The organism is Marinobacter sp. B-21, assembly GCF_056857895.1.
This window is the reverse complement of record NZ_JBSXNZ010000085.1, coordinates 131,331-148,315: the sequence shown is the minus strand read 5'-3', so window position 1 is coordinate 148,315 and position 16,985 is coordinate 131,331. Positions and strand designations below refer to the sequence as shown.

The following is a 16,985-nucleotide window of genomic DNA, read 5'->3' as shown; positions in this document are numbered from 1 at the left end:
AATCGTCAGGCTTCCTTTACGAACAGGTAGCCTTTACTGCGAACGGTCTTGATGCGCCGTGGATGGATAGGATCATCACCGATTTTGGGGCGAATCCGCGACACCCGAACATCAATGGAGCGATCCTGGCCGTCGTACTCGATACCGCGCAGCGCCGTAAAGATTTCTTCCCGACTCAGGACCCGGCCCGCATTACTGGCCAGCAGCCAGAGCAGGTCAAATTCGGCGCTGGTCAGATCGATACTCTCGTCGTTCAACCAGGCTTCACGCATGGAGCGATCGACAACCAGGTCATTGAACTGAAGGCGCACCGGCTCTTCGCCGCTCGATTCATCAGCTGAACCCTGCCCCGCCTCGGTTACCCGTCTCAGCATGGCGCGGATACGGGCGAGCAAAACCCTGGGTTTGACCGGCTTGCCAATGTAATCGTCCGCGCCCATCTCCAGACCAAGAACCTGATCCAGATCATCCGTGCGGGCTGTCAGCATGATGATAGGGCCGGAATAGAATGGACGCACCCGGCGACAGATGGACAGGCCATCTTCCCCCGGCAACATCAGATCCAGCACCACCAGGTCGGGCTGCTCGTTGCGGATCCGCTCCACCGCGGGGCCACCGTGAGTTTCCAGGGAGACGGTCAACCCGTTGCTTTCAAGATACTCACGGGTTAACTCAGCCAACCGCTCGTCGTCCTCGACAATCAGAATTCGCCAACTTTCGTTTGTCTGTTCCACGCCATCCGTCTCTGGTTTTGTTATTCCGGTTTCAGGTCATTCTGTGTACCTGACAATACAGGCAACCTGCTGTAACAGCAATTATACATGCTATTCAGAAATATACATGGAACCGCTGTTTCGTTACAGCCCGTGACACAGCTCCGGCGCAGTCAGTTTGCCCTGCGATGTCACAGACACATCACCTGCTGGTCACCGATGTGTCACACCGGCTTCATAGGCTTGTCGGGAAATGGAAACAAAAGAGACCCGGGTCATGGGGTGTTTTATTCGCCCGTAAGTCCAGCGATTGAGACCGGAGCTGGCGAGCTGGACCAAGACCGCCCCGTCAGAACAGCGGGTGGCCCTGAGCTACCTCGTCTTCCGTCGCTTCACGGCGGCCGACAATCTCCAGATCAAAGTACAGGGTAAAGCCCGCCAGCGGGTGGTTGGCATCAACCCTGACCAGATTGCCATCGATACCAACTACCTGCACGATTTGCGCTTCGTCCCCGGTGTTGGTCTGAAACTTCATGCCAACCTGCAGGTTTTCAATGCCTTCAAACAGTGAGCGTGGCACCTTGCGCACCAGCTCCGGCTTATGTTCGCCATAGGCCATCGCGGGCGGCACTGTCACCTCAAGGCAGTCGCCCACGTTGCGGTCCTTCACGGCCTGCTGGATACCCTCAATAATCCCGGGGCTGCCGTAGACAAAATGCAAAGGCTCGCTGCCCTCAGAAGTATCAACCAGCTCGCCGATCTTGTTCTTCAGTACATAGTGAACGGTAAAAACGTCGGGTCTTGCTTGTGAAGCTGTCATCAGGTTTTCGGGTTTCCTGTATCCGGTGGTGACTCGAGCTGCTGCAGGCCATGAATAACCAGGCGCTGGTCGAGCTTGTCCCGCAACCCCGAAGGGGCCGACAGACCCATGCGCTCAAGCAGGGCCCGATAACGGCCTTCGTCGTCCCGGGCCCGGAGGGCCTGCAACAGAGTCGCCAGTTTACCACGGCGAGTGGCGGTTGCGGCCTTCAACCCCTTAAGGGCTTTCCCCAACGCCAGTTCTTCATCGGTAAAATCCCTGCCAAACGGGAACGGAGGGAAAAGGCCACTGTCGCCGGTCACCAACACCGCGCGACGGATGCTTTCCGGGGTGTTGTTGCACCAGTCCGAAGGCAATTTGAAGGCAGCGTCCACCTTGCCAGCCTTCTGGGCTTTATTCAGAAGCTCCTGCTGGAATCGTGAATCGGCAATACGGATCAGCCGCAGGAACACCTGCTCGTCCGACTGCCCCCTCAGGTCGGCAATACCGTATTCGGTGATCACAATATCCCGCAGATGGCGGGGGATGGTGCAGTGACCATAGTTGAACACGATATTGGAGAATACCTTGCCATGGGATGAGCGCGTGCTGCGCAACGTCAGGATGGATCGGGCACCGGGCAATTCGTGGGCCATGGCAACGAAGTTGTACTGGCCACCCACGCCACTGACAACCCGGCCGTCGTCCAGACCGTCCGAAACCCCGGCGCCGTTGAGGGTGTACATCATCGCCGAATTAATGAAGCGGCCATGGACCCGTTGCGCCGCTTTCAGTTTCTGGTCGCCAAACCGGTGATCGTAGAGGTGGTTGATGAAGTTCACGCTGGTCATGCAGACCTTCTCACGCTGCTCGTCGGTCAGCTCTCTGAGACACTGGTAGAACCTCTCGGGGCCGACGTAGAAGCCACCGTGCATGGCAATGCCCCCCGTGAGGCGGTCGCCGAGGATCAGCGTTTCAATGGCTTCCCGGGCTTCCGGGTTGTCCAGATCGCCCTCAACGGACTGATCGCCAGCACGCAGCCGCCCACCCTTGAATTCCACGGTCTCCCTGAAAATCCCGTGCCGGACCAGCCAGTGCACATCCCGGGCCCGCAGCGGACTGTCGATCAGCTTCTCCCGGCGCAGCACATCCAGCGTGGCCAGGGACACCTCGCCGGTAATGTCGCCACGGTTGATCAGCGACTGGAGGCCGGCGTGATCATAAACTTCACGGGTGAGGATGCCTTCCTGCATCAGGTACAAAAAGCCATCGACCATCATCTCACTACAGCCATAAAGCCCCTGCTCGAAAGGCCCGGTTCCGCCCTCCTCGCTGACCACCGGGAAGCGCTGATCAACCCGGAGGTGATCAAACACTTTCCGCCAGGCATCGTTGTGACCGTGCCGGAGTATGGCGCTGTGGACCAGGGCGGCACCCAGTGACCCAATGCCAACCTGGAGGGTGCCTCCGTCCTTCAGCAGAGCGCTGGCATAAAAGCCAATCAAATGATCTTCCGGACTGACAGACATCGGCGGTGCGGAGAAAAGCGGATAGTCGCTGGACGGCTGGTCAAGCACAACATCAAATTTGTCTGCCTCAATGGCGGCATGGTGCCCGAACCAGGGCAGGTTCTGGTTCATCTCAGCCACCACGGCAACCGGTGTGCCCGCGGCTTCCCGCTCCCGAAGCAGAGGGATCAGGTCCAGTGTCAGGTCCGGATTAGAACTCAGACTGACCTGCCCGGGTTGGCCGTGAGCCTCGCCCGGAGCCACCATCTGTGCAACTACATTGACCCCCACCGCCATCAGGTCTCGGACGGCATGCGTGTAGTTGGTGCAAACGTAATGGCGCTGCTGGGAGCGGTTATTGAGGTAACTTCCGGCCTTGAAGAAGAACTCCGAGACCTGGACGTTCTGTGGCAGGCGATTTGACGATACGTCCCGGGCATAGGCCAGTTCCGGTATACCTCCATACAGGCGCTCGACAAACGGGCCCATGAAGCGCTGCTCCAGTGATGAACCGCCTTTGGGCGCCAGCAGCGACAGCGCCGTGACAATATGCAACCGGATTTCCGGGTCATCCTTGGCCCGCTGGTAGAGCGCATTAACAAACCGGACCGGCTTTCCAAGCCCCAGAGGCAATCCCAGCGTAATATTCTTGCCAACCCGGCGAATCACTTCATCAACACTGGCATTCACATCGTTCGAAACCCGCACTTTATCCACTGCCATTACCAAGCTCCTTAGGGGCTAGTCAGGATGTCAACGGGGATAATCACACGAGCTCCAGGCATACACAATGCGCCAAGTCATGATTCGGGGATTTGCATGCAACAACGGCAGAGATGGGACCAGACCGGACGAGCCAACCGAAACAGGCTCAGCAGGAAGAAAGGGGAATTATCAGAAGTTCCACTTCAGGTTCAGGCGGGCGCCCTCGTTCAACAGAGTAATGCCATGATCCGCCTGGGCCGGATCGGAGGCATACTGCTTACCGGTATTCCTGGAACGGGTCAGTGTGAGGCTCAGCAGCCGTGAACCGATTTCGGCGAAAGCCTCGGAGCTGTCGTTATCAAAATTGCCGGACATCCGCTCCTGCAGCTCGTAAATTTCTTCGGTCGTCGGCGCGTTTTCGACTCCTTCAAACACACGCCCGGAAGCTTCGGCGCGAACCACGAAAGCGACGAGATTGAGAGCGAGTAATGCGACAAAGATGCGAATAATCATGACACTGACTGAGACCTTTTCCGAAACGGGAGTCTACGGATACCTATGGCTAAAGTCTAATGATTCAGCGCCAGAAAGATGTGAATTTGCACACAAACACGCCGTCTTTTTGTCACCGGATCAGCGCATTTTCGTCAAAAAATAATCCCCAACATTTCAGACTGTAACTGCAACCCCGCCCGGCCTGGCGGGTGAACAGGGCTGCAGCCCGTCTGACAGAAGAACCTCAGGGGCAGGGGTAGGTGAATTCCTGGTGAATCGCCTCAATCGCCTCCTGCAGCTCGGAGCTCAGGGTGATCCGGGTGGAACCAATGTTCTCACGCAGCTGCTCCATGGACGTCGCACCAATGATGTTACTGGTGACGAAACTGCGGCTGCTAACGTATGCGAGCGCCATCTGAACCGGCGACAGCCCGTGCTGCCGCGCAAGCTCGACATAGGCCCGGGTGGCTTCCATACCACGGTCACTGGTGTACCGGCTGAATCGCTCATACAGGGTCATCCGCGCTTTTTCCGGCCACTTGCCCCCCAGATACTTGCCGGACAACATGCCAAACGCCAGCGGCGAATAGGCCAGCAAACCTGCCTGTTCCCGGTGGGCAATTTCGGCCATACCAACCTCAAACGAACGGTTCAGAAGGTTGTAGGGATTCTGGATGCTGGCCACCCTGGGCCACCCTCGCTCTCGGGCCAGGCGCAGGTATTCCATGGTGCCCCAGGGCGTCTCATTGGAAAGGCCGACATGCCGGATCTTGCCCGCCTTCACCAGCTCATCCAGCGCCTCAAGAGTCTCTTCGATTGGTGTGAATTGCTCATCAGGGTTGTGCTCATAACCGAGCCTGCCAAAGAAGTTGGTGCTGCGGTCCGGCCAGTGCACCTGGTACAGATCAATGTAATCCGTTTGCAGACGCTTCAGGCTGGCGTCGCAGGCTTCAATGATGTGGTTACGGGTCAGGCGCGGACCATTACGGAGGTAGGTCAGGCCATTGCCGGGCCCTGCCACCTTGGACGCAATCACCAGATCATCGCGCCTGCCTCTTCTGGCCAGCCAGTTTCCCAGATAGGTCTCGGTAAGCCCCTGGGTCCCGGCCCTGGGGGGCACCGGATACATCTCCGCCGCATCAATAAAATTAATGCCTTCGGCCACGGCGTAATCCAGCTGTTCGAATGCCTCCTGCTCGGTGTTCTGCTCGCCCCAGGTCATGGTGCCCAGACAGATCAGGGTAACGTCGATATCTGTTTTTCCAAGCTTTCGTGTTTGCATATCCTCTCCGGGTCGGTGCGTTTAACAGGTAAAGGGAATGTCACGGGAGTGTCGCATCACTGTCATGCCAGGTTTTCATAGTAGAGGCATGCCCGAGGAAGCACAGGAAACACCGTGACCGAGACCATGAAGGCCAGCCGGCGCCAACAACACATTACCATTGTTTCGGAGACCTTTCCGCCGGAAATCAATGGTGTGGCAAATACGCTCAGACATTTATGCCAGGGGCTGATGCAGCGTGGACACCGGGTAACCGTTATACGGCCGCGACAGCAGCATGAGCGCAACGGCCATTCCGCCGGCGCTGGCGAGGCGCTGTTTACCCGCGAACATGTGGTTACCGGATTTCCCCTGCCCGGTTATGCGGACCTGCGCTTCGGACTCGTGCGCGGCAGCCGGCTGAAAAGGCTCTGGACGGCTGACCGCCCCGACGCCGTTTATGTGGCAACCCAGGGCCCGCTGGGTGTGGCCGCCACATCTGCGGCACGGCAGCTGGGCGTTCCGGTAAGCTCCGGCTTCCATACCAACTTCCATAGTTACAGCCGTTACTACGGTGTCGGCGTGCTTGAGCGGTTGCTTTGCCTTTATGGTCGGTGGTTCCACAACCGCACCGCCATCACCCTGGTGCCAACCCGGAGAATGCAGCAGAAAACCGGTGCCATGGGCATTCCGGCAACGGGGCTGTGGAGCCGGGGAGTTGACTGTCATCGTTTCACCCCTCACAGGCGGGACAATGCCCTGCGAGAGTCCTGGGGGGTGCAGGCCAACGACCGGGCCATCCTTTATGTGGGCCGGCTGGCACCGGAGAAAAACCTTCGTATGGCGGTTGCCTGTTTCGAGCGCATCCGGGGGCTTCACCCCCAGGTAAAATTTGTATTGGTGGGGGACGGCCCCCTGCGGCGGCAACTGGCCGAGCGCCATCCGGATTACGTTTTTTGCGGCGCCCGACGCGGTGATGACCTCGCCCGGCATTTTGCCTCCGGAGACCTGTTCCTGTTCCCGAGCAAGACCGACACCTTCGGCAACGTGGTTCTCGAAGCCATGGCCAGTGGCCTTGGCGTGGTTGCTTTCGATGATGCCGCGGCGGCCGAGCATATCCGGCACGAAGAAAACGGCATGAAGGTGCCCCTGGATCAGGACGAAGCCTATGTTGACAGCGCGCTCCGCCTGGCCGACCAACCGACACTGCTGAACCGGGTCCGGGCCCAGGCCCGACTGGATGCCCTGGACCAGAGCTGGAATTCGCAGATCGAACAGTTTGAACAACTGGTTTTCAACCAAACCGCAAAGGCCGGATATCATGCCATTAACAAGCAAAGCGTCTCGCTTCTTTGAACTGGCAGACCAGCGGGAAGTCGCTTTCTGCCAGTCCATCAACCGTGTCGTTCATTTCCCGGCAGCCCTGGGCTACTTCCGCCTGGTCAGCCGGCTCGGGGACGGCTGGTTCTGGTACACCCTGATTCTGTCCTTCCCCTTTATCCATCCGGAATCCGGACTCGGCCTGGCCCTGCTCATGGCGCTGACCGGGCTCAGCTGCACTATCAGCTACAAGCTGTTGAAGCGCTGGCTTATTCGGGAACGCCCCTTTATCTCCTTTCCGGCCATCAACTGCGGCACACCACCACTGGACCGCTACAGCTTCCCCTCCGGCCACACCCTCCACGCCGCCTGCTTTCAGGTTATGCTGACCGTGGCCGAACCGGCGCTCGCGCTTCTGGTTCTTCCATTTACCGTCAGCGTTGCCGCCTCTCGGGTGGTTCTCGGGCTACACTACCCCAGCGACGTCGCCGCAGGCGCGCTCATTGGCGGCCTGATGGGTTATGCTGCGATGATCTGGCTGTACCCGGACTTCGCCAGGCTTTTCACAGGATCTGCCTGAGCGCTAGTCGAACAGGCGCAACTGCGTAACAGGGGCGTCATCATTGCGAAAACGCACGCCCAGCCCCAGCAGCCGCACCGGCCTTTCCCGATTGGTGACCAGCTCCGCAAGCAGCGGCAGGTAATCTTCCAGGGCGGGCTCCCTGACCTGCTCCCGGACCCGCTCCAGAGTATGGGTTGAGAAATCACTGTAGCGGATCTTGATGAAGAGTTTGTGGATCGGTTTCCGACGCGCCTTGCGGGATAGCCGCAGATTGAGGTCGGCTACCAGAGAGGCCATAACAGTCTCGCAGGCCGCCATATCCGGCAAATCCTGGGAAAAGGTTCGCTCCACGCTGACCGACTTGGCAATCCGCGACACCACGACAGGCCGCTCATCCCGGCCATGAGCCATTTCATGGAGACGGTAACCCTGTTTACCGAACCGCTCGATTAACACATCCGCCCCGAGTGCCTGCATATCACCGCAGGTCTGAATACCGAGCGCGTGCAGTTTCGAGGCAGTTACCTGCCCCACCCCGAACAGCTTCTCAACCGGCAGCCCCTGCACGAAGCCCTCGACATCGTCCGGGCGGATAACAAACAGTCCGTCGGGCTTTTCCCAGTCACTGGCAATCTTGGCAAGAAACTTGTTGGGGGCGACGCCGGCGGAAATGGTGATACCGACGTCCCGGAAAACCCGCTCCCGAAGATGGCGGGCCATCAGTGTGGCACTGCCCTTGTAATCGGGTACATCGGAGACATCGAGGAACGCTTCATCCAGCGAAAGAGGCTCGACCAGGTCCGTCAGTTCCCGCAGGATAGCCATCACCTGCTGTGATACCGCCCGGTACCGGCCCATATCCGGCGGCACCGTCACCAGCCCGGGGCAAAGCCGCCGTGCCTCGCTACCCGGCATCGCCGAGCGAACCCCGAAGGCACGTGCCCTGTAGTTGCAGGTGGTCACCACGCCCCGGCCCCCATCGCCACCTACTGCCAGCGGCACATCCCGGAGGCTGGGATCGTCCCGCATCTCCACCGCCGCATAGAAGCAGTCACAATCCACATGGATGATCTTGCGTTGTGGCATAATCAGGGCTCGCGTCGACTTTCTGTACATTTATACAGCCTTGTATCTTAAGCTAACATGCAGAGAATGTCAGGAACCCTATCAACCGACGCACCAACCATTGCGAGGCCACCATGAGCAACCCGATTCCTGAAGCAGAACGCACCGAAATTGAAGCAGCCGCCTTTCGCCGACTGGTCAGCCACCTGCGTGAGAACACCGGTGTGCAGAATATCGACATGATGAACCTGGCGGGTTTCTGTCGAAACTGCCTGTCCAAGTGGTATCGGGCGGAGGCGGATGAGCGGGGGTTCGAGATTTCCGATCCGCAAGCCCGGGAAGAAATCTATGGCATGCCCTACGAGGACTGGAAAGCCCTCTACCAAAAAGGCCCCAAGCAGGAACACAAATAATGACCATAAAAGATGCCGTGAGGATCCATCTGGCATCCCTGGACGCTGGCCATGCCAACTTCGAAGATTCCCTGGCCCTGATTGAACAGCACTTTGAGTATCAGCCCTGTGGGTTCCGGAACGGCCCTCTGGTCAACGCGGAAGGCGAAAACGCCGGCTCCTGCCGGATCTTTGCCCTTGGCCAGTACTGCAACCTGAGTGAAGTTGACACACTCAAACTGTTTGCCCAGCACTATCAACAGGTTCTGGACGACCCGGCCGGCGAGGGCCACGGCAACATCCGCCAGTTTATCAGCACCGGATGGTCCGGCATCCGATTCGAAGGCGTGCCACTTCGGCAGCGCCCGAACCCAACCGATAACATGACCAGGGAAGAGACTCCTTCATGAGCGATACCGCCACCTCCGGGGTAAAACAGGGTTTTCAGCTAAAAAGCGCCAGCGTGTCCATGACAGCCCTGGAGCTCTACTACTTTGACGACGGCGAGTTCGAAGAGGTCCTGCGGGACAAGATCAGCCAGGCACCCGGGTTCTTCAAGGATATTCCGCTGATCATCAGCCTGGAAAAGTACCAGGGGCTGGACAGTGAACTCGACTTCTTCAAGATTATTGGCACCTGCCGGCGCAACCACATCCACGTCATCGGCGTCCGGGGCGGTAATGAAGACCAGCGCCGCCTGGCCCGTGGAGCGGCCCTGGCACTCCTGCCCGGCAGCGGCCAGCGGGACCGGAGCCACGAAACCGATCAGCCCGCCGCTCCGGAAGCGGAGACAGCGGCTGCTCAGGCGCCTTCGGCCGGCGCTGGTGATCCGCCCCCTGCCCGCATCATCAGCCAGCCCGTTCGCTCCGGCCAGCAAATCCACGCCCCGGAAGGCGACCTGGTGATTCTGGCGCCGGTCCAGGCCGGGGCCGAAGTGCTTGCGGCAGGCAATATTCATGTCTACGGCCCCTTGAGGGGCCGGGCACTGGCAGGCATCCACGGGGCGGAGTCCGCGCGGATATTCTGTCAATCCCTGGAGGCAGAGCTTGTGTCCATTGCGGGACACTATAAAATCTCTGAAGATCTCCAGGACAATGGCTGGAAAAGCGCTGTGCAGATCCAGCTCAGGGACGACCTGCTGGTGGTGACGCCACTGGACAAGGCCTGATATTGGAGCTGAATACAATAACTTGACCGGATAATTCGGCAGACACGACGAATCCACCGCGAAACAGGAACAGAACCTTGGCTAGAATCATTGTCGTTACCTCAGGAAAGGGCGGCGTTGGCAAAACCACCACCAGCGCCTCAATCAGCACCGGCCTTGCCAGACGAGGCCACAAAACCGTCGTTATTGATTTCGACGTGGGCCTGCGCAACCTTGACCTGATCATGAACTGCGAGCGCCGCGTCGTGTACGATTTTGTCAACGTCATTCAGGGCGAGGCGTCCCTCAATCAGGCACTGATCCGGGATAAACGGGTCAACACGCTATATATCCTCCCGGCGTCCCAGACCCGGGAAAAAGAAGCCCTGACCAAGGAAGGCGTCGAAAAAATCATTAACGAGCTGTCCGAGACGTTTGACTACATCGTCTGTGATTCTCCGGCCGGCATCGAGCACGGCGCCATGATGGCCCTGTACTATGCCGACGAGGCCGTGGTGGTCACCAACCCGGAAGTGTCTTCAGTCCGGGATTCGGATCGCATTCTGGGCATTCTGCAGAGCAAATCCCGACGGGCCGAAATGAGTCAGGACCCGGTGAAAGAACACCTGCTGCTCACCCGCTACAACCCCTCCCGGGTAGAAAGGGGCGAGATGCTGTCGGTGGCCGATGTCGAGGAAATTCTCGCCATCCCGCTACTGGGTGTTATCCCGGAGAGCCAGATTGTACTGAACGCGTCCAACCAGGGCGTGCCGGTTATTCTGGAAGAGGACAGCGACGCGGGCCAGGCCTATGAAGATGCGGTAGCACGCCTGCTGGGTGAGGACCGGGAGCACCGTTTCATGACCGCCCAGAAAAAGGGTTTCTTCTCACGGATGTTCAAGGGAGGCTAAGGGATGAGTTTCCTGGATTACTTCAAAGGCAAAAAAAGCAATAACACGGCCAGTGTGGCCAAAGAACGGCTCCAGATCATCGTCGCCCATGAACGCGGCCAGCGTGACCAGCCGGACTACCTGCCCCAACTGCAACAGGAACTGCTCGCGGTCATCCGCAAGTATGTTCAGATCAGTGACGACATGGTGCAGGTAGAAGTCGACCGCAATGAAAGCTGTTCAGTCCTGGAGCTGAACGTCACACTTCCCGAACGATAACCCCGAACACCTGCCCTGCACAGGGCAGGTTTTTCCTACCACCGGGCAAAATGATCCTCCATCAGTCCCCGTAAGCCCCTCACGGGAATTCGGGTGCCCGCCTCATCGGTCACCGTTCCATTAAACGTGCCAACGTACTGGCGAAAGTTGGATGCCAGCACCAGGGCATTCAGCTTCTCCTTACGCACACCGGCCGGAGCGAAGTGCAGATCTACACTGCCATCCTCCGTGGCCACGCGCCAGTCACTGCCCGGCTGGTAACGGTCGAAACGGAATTGCGCGGCGCCCAGTTTGTGGCACTTGCCATCCAGCCAGAGCGCATTTTCTGTCATACCGGTTTCATTCACGCCAGCGGCCAGATTCAGACCAACGGACCGGCCATCCTGTAAACGGCCGGCCAGGCAAGCCCAGTTCCAGGCGGTTTCCCGGCGCATAAAACCGCAGCTCCAGTCAATCGACCCCCGGGTATCCCTATCACAACGCCAGATCCTGTGATCCCAGCGCACTTCCCCCTCCACCGGTAAACCTGCGGATTTGCGGGTAAACACCCAGCCGTTGTAGCCCGCCGGGCAAACCAGACGGAGAGGGTCCTGGTCCTCCTTCAGGGTCAGTTCGATGCGGATTCCCCCGGGGGCAGACACCGAAACATTGCGACCTCCCGCAAACGGGAGAATACGCATGGCAACGTCGCCCTTGCCAAAAGAGGCCATACCATGCTCAGGAAAGGGCTCGATGCGGGTTTCACGGGCCAGGGGCTGCAGAAACGTCTGCTCCATCATCTGGCCGGTCTCGAAGTCGTAGAGATAGAAAAAGCCGTTTCCAAGCAGCCTCAGATCCACCACCGCCAGGCCAAACACCCACCCGGGACCCATCGCGCTGACAAACTGGAACTGGTTAAACCGCCAGCGCCGGGCCAGGCGGGATCGGGGACGGTCCATCACCGTGCGCAGGTCGTAATCCAGGTAGTTGATCTCGTCTACCGGCTCATCCAGAACACCGGGAACAACCTGCCCCTTACCATTGATCAGTTTTTTTATTGTCATAGTCGCGCCAGATCAGGCCAATGTGTAGGACGTGACCGACAGGTAGTTACCTGGTTCACAATCCACTGTTTCCGTCGCCGTGCCGGTCGGAACCTCATGCTAGACTCGGCCCACCATCGTCAAGGAAGTGTACCTTATGAGAAAGACCAGAGCCCATCGCATTACGGGCTGGGCCTCTGTCATCAGCGGGCTTGTCTGTGCATTACTGGTATCGGCCCTGGCGGCCGCCACTGCCCGGGCAGAACTGCCGGCCGAGGATGACGAGGCATGGACGCTACGCAAGGAAGCAGACCACATCCGTATCTATACCATTGATCAGCCAGACTCCAGCTTCAAGGCCTTCAAGGCCGTTGGCGTACTTGATGCCCCTATCGAAAACCTGATGGCGGTGATGATCAACCCCGGCTCCTGCGTTGAGTGGGTTCACAACTGCACCGAATCCTATGGCTTTGGCAAGGGCGACTTCCACGACCGGTATGCCTATTCAGTAAATGATATGCCCTGGCCCGTCACCGACCGGGACTATGTGCTGCGCATCCGGACCCGGGGTGATGAGACCTCCGGTGAAATTGTCATGGATCTGAACGCCACCCCGAACCAGCGCGCGGAGAGCAGCAGCCGGGTCAGGGTTGACCGCTCTGACACCCTGTACCGGTTTACTCCGGAGGGCGACAAGACCCGGATGGTCTGGGTTCAGCATACCGACCCCAACGGTTCGCTGCCCGGCTGGCTGGTGAATGCTCTGCTGGTGGATATCCCCCTGCGGTCCATGGAGGAACTGGAGCGGGTCGCCAACCTGGATAGGTACCAGAGCTATCGGCTGGTCTACGACGAAAACGGCAAGCTTGCCGGAGTGAGCCGGTCAGAGCCCTGAAGGGATGACGCAACAGGCATCACACGCTAAGCTTTGGGAAAGGACTTCACAAGGCAGGCCCCGTTCAATGACCGTTCTCGCTTTTGAGATAATGACACCCAGCATCAAAGCCGTTCCGCAATCCTGGACCATGGACCGGCTTGCCCGCTTTCTCACCGACAACGAAATAACCGGCAGCCCCGTGACGGACGGCGATGGCGAGATCGTGGGCATTGCCACCCTGAAGGACATCACCGAGTTCCGCTGGAATGCCACGCGCTCCGACGCTGACCGGCACCTGACGCCCGAGGAGCATCAGGAAGCGCGGCGCCTGCGCATGGTTCTCTTTGAAGAAATGGGCAAGGTGCCGGTGGAAGTCCGGGATATCATGACCCCTATCGTTTTATCGGTTGACGAGACGACGCCGGTGCGCGACATTGCGAATATCATGATGCGTGAACACCTGCACCGGATCTTTGTCACCAGGGATGCGAAAATTACCGGCATCATAACCACTTACGATATGCTGAAAGTGATCTCGGATGAGGAACTCACGCAACGCTGCGCCCGTAACGACTGAGCCACCAGAGAGGTAGCGCCACCTATGCCCAGAGCACCGCAAGCTCGCCGGAAGATGTACGTCCTCGACACCAACGTCCTGATTCACGACCCGAACGCCCTCCTGAACTTTGAAGAACACGATGTCATCCTCCCGATGACGGTCCTTGAAGAACTCGACAGCCTCAAATCCGGCAAACAGGCCGTGGCCGCCGACTGCCGCCAGGCCATCCGTAACATCGACAAACTGCTGGGCGATGCCAGCCCGAAGGAGATCGAGAAAGGCGTTCCCATCGTGCGGGGCAAAAAGGCCGAGCCCCTGGGCAGCCTGTCGATCCTGATGAGCACAGAGCACACGGGCAACCACTCCCTCCCGGAGCACCTCAACGACAACAAGATCATCAATACCCTGGCGGCACTGCAGGACCGGCACAAATCCCGGGACATCATCCTGGTGTCCAAGGACATCAATATGCGCCTCAAGGCGCGGGGTTTCGGGGTCGAAGCCCAGGACTACCACAACGACCAGCTTCTGGACGACATTGACCTGCTGCCCAAAGGGTACCGGGAGTTTCCCAACTCGTTCTGGGACACCATCGAAAAGGTGGAAACCGTCCAGCGGGAAGGCACGACGGAACATATCCTGAAGCGGGAAGGGGAACTGGCCAAGCTGAAGATCAACGAGTTTGTGGTGGATGAACTGGGCTTTGTCGGCAAGGTGGTAGACCTCACGGACACCCAGGTCATCATTAAGGACCTGCATCAGCATGATCTTCTGAACGAGGAGGTCTGGGGTCTGGTGCCTCGGGATATCTACCAGGCCATGGCCCTGAACCTGCTCCTGGACCCCGATATCCATCTGGTGAATCTCACCGGCTCCGCCGGTTCCGGTAAAACCATCCTGGCCCTGGCCGCCTGCATCGAGATGACCGTGGCCAGCAAACTGTACAAACGGATTATTGCCACCCGCTCCACCCAGGGGCTGGACGAGGATATCGGCTTCCTGCCCGGCACCGAGGCCGAGAAAATGGAGCCCTGGCTGGGCGCCATCGTCGACAATCTGGAAGCGCTGCACGAAGACGACGAGAACATGACCGCCAGCGTAGATTACATCCTCAGTAAGGTGCCCCTGCACTTCAAGTCGATGAACTACATCCGCGGCCGGAGCTTCCAGCACAGTCTGATCATCATCGACGAATCCCAGAACCTGACGCCGCACCAGATCAAGACCATCATTACCCGCGCCGGCAACGGCTCAAAGGTAATCTGCCTTGGCAACCTGGCACAGATCGACACACCCTACCTCAGCGCCCTGAGCTCTGGCCTCACCTACATGACGGAACGCTTCAAGGATTTCCGCCACGGCGGCCACATTCACCTGCAGGGCGTTCCCCGTTCGGTACTGGCGGAATTTGCCGAATCCAACCTCTGATCCGGGTTTATGAAAAAAGGGGTCAGAACCAAAGTTCTGACCCCGTGTTCAGCCGGCCGGCGTCCCACCCGATAGCGACTCATAAAAAAGGGGTCAGAACTGTGGTTCTGACCCCCTGTTCAGCCGACAGGGCTCATACCCGATAACGGCTCACCTGATCCGACATGTCGGAAGCCAGGTTCCTCAGGCGCTGGGTAGCATCGCCCGCTCGCCGGGTGCCCTGAGAGGTCTTCTCGGTGATCGCAACAATCTCGTGGACATTCTGATTGATGGCTTCAGAAACACTGGTCTGCTCTTCGGCTGCACTGGCAATCTGGGTATTCATATCCGTGATGGTGGCCACCGCCTGGCCGATGCGCTGCAGGGCTTCGTTGACCTGACGGGTTTCCTCAACGGTTGCTTCACTACGTTCGCTGATTGAACCGATCAGTTTCACGGCATTGCCCGCGCCGGACTGGAGACGTTCGATCATGTCCTGAATTTCCTGGGTGCTCTGCTGAGTACGACGGGCCAGGGTGCGCACTTCATCCGCTACAACCGCAAAGCCACGACCGGCATCACCGGCCCGGGCCGCCTCGATGGCGGCATTCAGTGCCAACAGGTTGGTCTGGTCGGCGATTTCGCGGATGACCTCCAGCACGCTGTCAATCCGGCGGGAATCGGCACCCAGTTGTTCAATCACCTGAACACCTTCCTCCACCTGTTCCGAAAGCCCGCCAATAACGCCAATGGCCTGATGCACCAGGCCCTGGGCATCACAGACCTGCCCGTTGGCACGATCAGCAGCCTCGGACGCCTCACTGGCATTATTCGCCACCTCCTGGGCGGCGGCGGTCATTTCGTTCATGGCCGTTGCCACCTGGTCACTCTCGGATTTCTGGCGATCAACGCCCCGCTCGGCTTCGCTCATGACCTGGGTAAGATCAGCCGTGGCTTCGTTCAGTGTCCGGGTTGATGACAGCACGCGCTCAACCAGCCCATGCACCTGGTCAGCGAAGCTGTTGAATGCCGTCGCCAGCTGGCCGAGCTCGTCCTTGCCGGAGACATCGAGTCGACGGGTCAGGTCACCATCACCGCTGGCAATATCGTTCATCGCCGATACGGCGGATTTCAGCGGCCGGATAATGCTGCGCACCACAATCAGGGCCAGAAGCACTATGACCGCCAGGGCAATCAGGGACGTGGTAACCGAACCGATCACGGCGTCGGCAAGGGAATCCCCCACCTGGGCGTCCATCGCGGCCACCTGACTCTCCAGACCGTCGATCCAGAACCCGGTCCCGATCATGATTCCCCACTTCGGAAGCATTTCCGCGTAGCCCAGCTTGGGCGCCACCTCACCGGTGTCACTGTTTTTCCAGCCGTAGGGAACGTAACCGCCACCGCTACGGGCAACCTTTACCAGCTCACGAATCAGGTAGGTGCCATTGGGATCCTGGAAATCCCATAGGTTCCTGCCCTCCAGAGACTGATTGACACCATGCATCACGTTAACGCCGCGGGTGTCGTAGGCAAAGAAATAGCCGGCGCTTCCGGAATCGTCGAAACGGAGCTGGCGCAGGATGTCCCAGGCCTGCTCGCGTACTTCCGGATCATCGGCCGAACCTGGCTGATTGTACAAATGCGCGATGGACGTCCTGGCCAACTCCAGGTAATTCTTCAGCTCCTGGCGCTTGCTTGCTTCCATGTCCGTGGAGAAACCGGCAACGGCTTCTTCGCCAATATCGCTGGCCTGGTTCAGGTTGTAGCTGGTAAGAAACGCGGTGAGCAGGATAACCGGCACAAGAGCCAGTAACAGCACCCGGGTCTGGATGGTCAGGTTTTTCATGACAGGTAGTTTTCTCTTACAGGCAAACGATCCGCCGGAACATCCGGCCCAGAACAAAGGTTGGCAACACTACGAAAAAAAGACCGGCAATGTCATTGATGATACTGCGTATTTTGTTTCTACCCTGTAACGACA

Annotated in this window: 18 protein-coding genes; 10 read left to right on the top strand and 8 right to left on the bottom strand. The window is 58.7% G+C overall.

Annotated elements, in window-relative coordinates; translation table 11 throughout:
* Window positions 1–5 precede the first annotated feature (5 nt).
* The 5 genes from AC13C0_RS15670 to AC13C0_RS15650 form a co-directional block, all read right to left on the bottom strand.
* Window positions 6–734 carry a response regulator gene (locus AC13C0_RS15670; protein WP_117619774.1) on the bottom strand — a complete coding sequence of 243 codons (729 nt, stop codon included), beginning with the start codon at window positions 732–734 and terminating at the stop codon, window positions 6–8.
* A gap of 328 nt (window positions 735–1,062) precedes the next feature.
* Window positions 1,063–1,533: an FKBP-type peptidyl-prolyl cis-trans isomerase gene (locus tag AC13C0_RS15665; RefSeq protein WP_117619773.1), complete on the bottom strand. Its 471-nt coding sequence runs from the start codon at window positions 1,531–1,533 to the stop codon at window positions 1,063–1,065.
* Window positions 1,533–3,743 (bottom strand): acetyl-CoA hydrolase/transferase C-terminal domain-containing protein, encoded by a 2,211-nt coding sequence (locus AC13C0_RS15660; protein ID WP_482954664.1) that lies wholly within the window; start codon window positions 3,741–3,743, stop codon window positions 1,533–1,535. The genes AC13C0_RS15665 and AC13C0_RS15660 overlap by 1 nt, the downstream gene beginning before the upstream one ends.
* A 171-nt stretch (window positions 3,744–3,914) precedes the next feature.
* A complete protein-coding gene (locus AC13C0_RS15655) occupies window positions 3,915–4,238 on the bottom strand; it encodes a hypothetical protein (protein ID WP_117619771.1) in 324 nt (107 codons plus the stop codon).
* Window positions 4,239–4,464: 226 nt separating this feature from the next.
* Entirely contained in the window at window positions 4,465–5,502 is a 1,038-nt protein-coding gene (locus tag AC13C0_RS15650) for an NADP(H)-dependent aldo-keto reductase (protein WP_341581422.1), read from the bottom strand.
* Window positions 5,503–5,628: 126 nt separating this feature from the next.
* Between AC13C0_RS15650 and AC13C0_RS15645 the strand changes: the two genes are divergently transcribed.
* The gene (locus AC13C0_RS15645) at window positions 5,629–6,837 is read left to right on the top strand and encodes a glycosyltransferase family 4 protein (protein WP_117620448.1); all 1,209 of its coding nucleotides are present in this window, start codon (window positions 5,629–5,631) and stop codon (window positions 6,835–6,837) included.
* Window positions 6,803–7,381, top strand: a complete 579-nt coding sequence (locus tag AC13C0_RS15640; RefSeq protein WP_117619769.1) for a phosphatase PAP2 family protein — start codon at window positions 6,803–6,805, stop codon at window positions 7,379–7,381. Before AC13C0_RS15645 ends, AC13C0_RS15640 begins: the two co-directional genes overlap by 35 nt.
* 3 nt (window positions 7,382–7,384) lie before the next feature.
* Here the strand turns inward: AC13C0_RS15640 and dinB are convergent, their stop codons facing one another.
* Window positions 7,385–8,449, bottom strand: a complete 1,065-nt coding sequence (dinB, locus tag AC13C0_RS15635; RefSeq protein ID WP_482954673.1) for a DNA polymerase IV — start codon at window positions 8,447–8,449, stop codon at window positions 7,385–7,387.
* Between the two features lie 113 nt (window positions 8,450–8,562).
* Here dinB and AC13C0_RS15630 point away from each other — a divergent pair, with 113 nt between their 5' ends.
* The 5 genes from AC13C0_RS15630 (at window position 8,563) to minE (ending at window position 11,136) form a co-directional block, all read left to right on the top strand.
* Window positions 8,563–8,841 carry a DUF1244 domain-containing protein gene (locus AC13C0_RS15630; protein WP_117619768.1) on the top strand — a complete coding sequence of 93 codons (279 nt, stop codon included), beginning with the start codon at window positions 8,563–8,565 and terminating at the stop codon, window positions 8,839–8,841.
* Window positions 8,841–9,230: a HopJ type III effector protein gene (locus AC13C0_RS15625; RefSeq protein WP_117619767.1), complete on the top strand. Its 390-nt coding sequence runs from the start codon at window positions 8,841–8,843 to the stop codon at window positions 9,228–9,230. Before AC13C0_RS15630 ends, AC13C0_RS15625 begins: the two co-directional genes overlap by 1 nt.
* The gene (gene minC / locus AC13C0_RS15620) at window positions 9,227–9,988 is read left to right on the top strand and encodes a septum site-determining protein MinC (RefSeq protein WP_117619766.1); all 762 of its coding nucleotides are present in this window, start codon (window positions 9,227–9,229) and stop codon (window positions 9,986–9,988) included. Before AC13C0_RS15625 ends, minC begins: the two co-directional genes overlap by 4 nt.
* A 77-nt stretch (window positions 9,989–10,065) precedes the next feature.
* Complete coding sequence (gene minD, locus AC13C0_RS15615; protein WP_117619765.1) at window positions 10,066–10,878, top strand: septum site-determining protein MinD; 813 nt, start codon at window positions 10,066–10,068, stop codon at window positions 10,876–10,878.
* 3 nt (window positions 10,879–10,881) lie between these two features.
* On the top strand, window positions 10,882–11,136 hold the full coding sequence (gene minE, locus AC13C0_RS15610; protein WP_117619764.1) for a cell division topological specificity factor MinE: 255 nt from the start codon (window positions 10,882–10,884) through the stop codon (window positions 11,134–11,136).
* A gap of 35 nt (window positions 11,137–11,171) precedes the next feature.
* Here minE and AC13C0_RS15605 read toward each other — a convergent pair whose 3' ends face one another.
* Complete coding sequence (locus tag AC13C0_RS15605) at window positions 11,172–12,179, bottom strand: DUF2804 domain-containing protein (RefSeq protein ID WP_117619763.1); 1,008 nt, start codon at window positions 12,177–12,179, stop codon at window positions 11,172–11,174.
* Window positions 12,180–12,315: 136 nt separating this feature from the next.
* Here AC13C0_RS15605 and AC13C0_RS15600 point away from each other — a divergent pair, with 136 nt between their 5' ends.
* The 3 genes from AC13C0_RS15600 (at window position 12,316) to AC13C0_RS15590 (ending at window position 15,022) form a co-directional block, all read left to right on the top strand.
* Entirely contained in the window at window positions 12,316–13,053 is a 738-nt protein-coding gene (locus AC13C0_RS15600; protein ID WP_341581421.1) for an START domain-containing protein, read from the top strand.
* 67 nt (window positions 13,054–13,120) lie between these two features.
* Window positions 13,121–13,612: a CBS domain-containing protein gene (locus AC13C0_RS15595; protein ID WP_117619761.1), complete on the top strand. Its 492-nt coding sequence runs from the start codon at window positions 13,121–13,123 to the stop codon at window positions 13,610–13,612.
* Window positions 13,613–13,636: 24 nt separating this feature from the next.
* A complete protein-coding gene (locus AC13C0_RS15590) occupies window positions 13,637–15,022 on the top strand; it encodes a PhoH family protein (RefSeq protein ID WP_205422231.1) in 1,386 nt (461 codons plus the stop codon).
* Between the two features lie 133 nt (window positions 15,023–15,155).
* Here AC13C0_RS15590 and AC13C0_RS15585 read toward each other — a convergent pair whose 3' ends face one another.
* The gene (locus AC13C0_RS15585; RefSeq protein ID WP_482954663.1) at window positions 15,156–16,850 is read right to left on the bottom strand and encodes a methyl-accepting chemotaxis protein; all 1,695 of its coding nucleotides are present in this window, start codon (window positions 16,848–16,850) and stop codon (window positions 15,156–15,158) included.
* Window positions 16,851–16,985 lie beyond the last annotated feature (135 nt).

What these genes read in the sequence shown, in the direction of transcription:
- AC13C0_RS15630 (WP_117619768.1), top strand. Translation starts at nt 8,563, where the DNA reads ATGAGCAACCCGATTCCTGAAGCAGAACGCACCGAAATTGAAGCAGCC.
- AC13C0_RS15650 (WP_341581422.1), bottom strand. Translation starts at nt 5,502, where the DNA reads ATGCAAACACGAAAGCTTGGAAAAACAGATATCGACGTTACCCTGATC.
- AC13C0_RS15605 (WP_117619763.1), bottom strand. Translation starts at nt 12,179, where the DNA reads ATGACAATAAAAAAACTGATCAATGGTAAGGGGCAGGTTGTTCCCGGT.
- AC13C0_RS15600 (WP_341581421.1), top strand. Translation starts at nt 12,316, where the DNA reads ATGAGAAAGACCAGAGCCCATCGCATTACGGGCTGGGCCTCTGTCATC.
- AC13C0_RS15595 (WP_117619761.1), top strand. Translation starts at nt 13,121, where the DNA reads ATGACCGTTCTCGCTTTTGAGATAATGACACCCAGCATCAAAGCCGTT.
- minE (WP_117619764.1), top strand. Translation starts at nt 10,882, where the DNA reads ATGAGTTTCCTGGATTACTTCAAAGGCAAAAAAAGCAATAACACGGCC.
- AC13C0_RS15660 (WP_482954664.1), bottom strand. Translation starts at nt 3,743, where the DNA reads ATGGCAGTGGATAAAGTGCGGGTTTCGAACGATGTGAATGCCAGTGTT.
- AC13C0_RS15640 (WP_117619769.1), top strand. Translation starts at nt 6,803, where the DNA reads ATGCCATTAACAAGCAAAGCGTCTCGCTTCTTTGAACTGGCAGACCAG.
- AC13C0_RS15645 (WP_117620448.1), top strand. Translation starts at nt 5,629, where the DNA reads ATGAAGGCCAGCCGGCGCCAACAACACATTACCATTGTTTCGGAGACC.
- AC13C0_RS15655 (WP_117619771.1), bottom strand. Translation starts at nt 4,238, where the DNA reads ATGATTATTCGCATCTTTGTCGCATTACTCGCTCTCAATCTCGTCGCT.
- AC13C0_RS15590 (WP_205422231.1), top strand. Translation starts at nt 13,637, where the DNA reads ATGCCCAGAGCACCGCAAGCTCGCCGGAAGATGTACGTCCTCGACACC.
- dinB (WP_482954673.1), bottom strand. Translation starts at nt 8,449, where the DNA reads ATGCCACAACGCAAGATCATCCATGTGGATTGTGACTGCTTCTATGCG.
- minC (WP_117619766.1), top strand. Translation starts at nt 9,227, where the DNA reads ATGAGCGATACCGCCACCTCCGGGGTAAAACAGGGTTTTCAGCTAAAA.
- AC13C0_RS15625 (WP_117619767.1), top strand. Translation starts at nt 8,841, where the DNA reads ATGACCATAAAAGATGCCGTGAGGATCCATCTGGCATCCCTGGACGCT.
- AC13C0_RS15665 (WP_117619773.1), bottom strand. Translation starts at nt 1,533, where the DNA reads ATGACAGCTTCACAAGCAAGACCCGACGTTTTTACCGTTCACTATGTA.
- AC13C0_RS15585 (WP_482954663.1), bottom strand. Translation starts at nt 16,850, where the DNA reads ATGAAAAACCTGACCATCCAGACCCGGGTGCTGTTACTGGCTCTTGTG.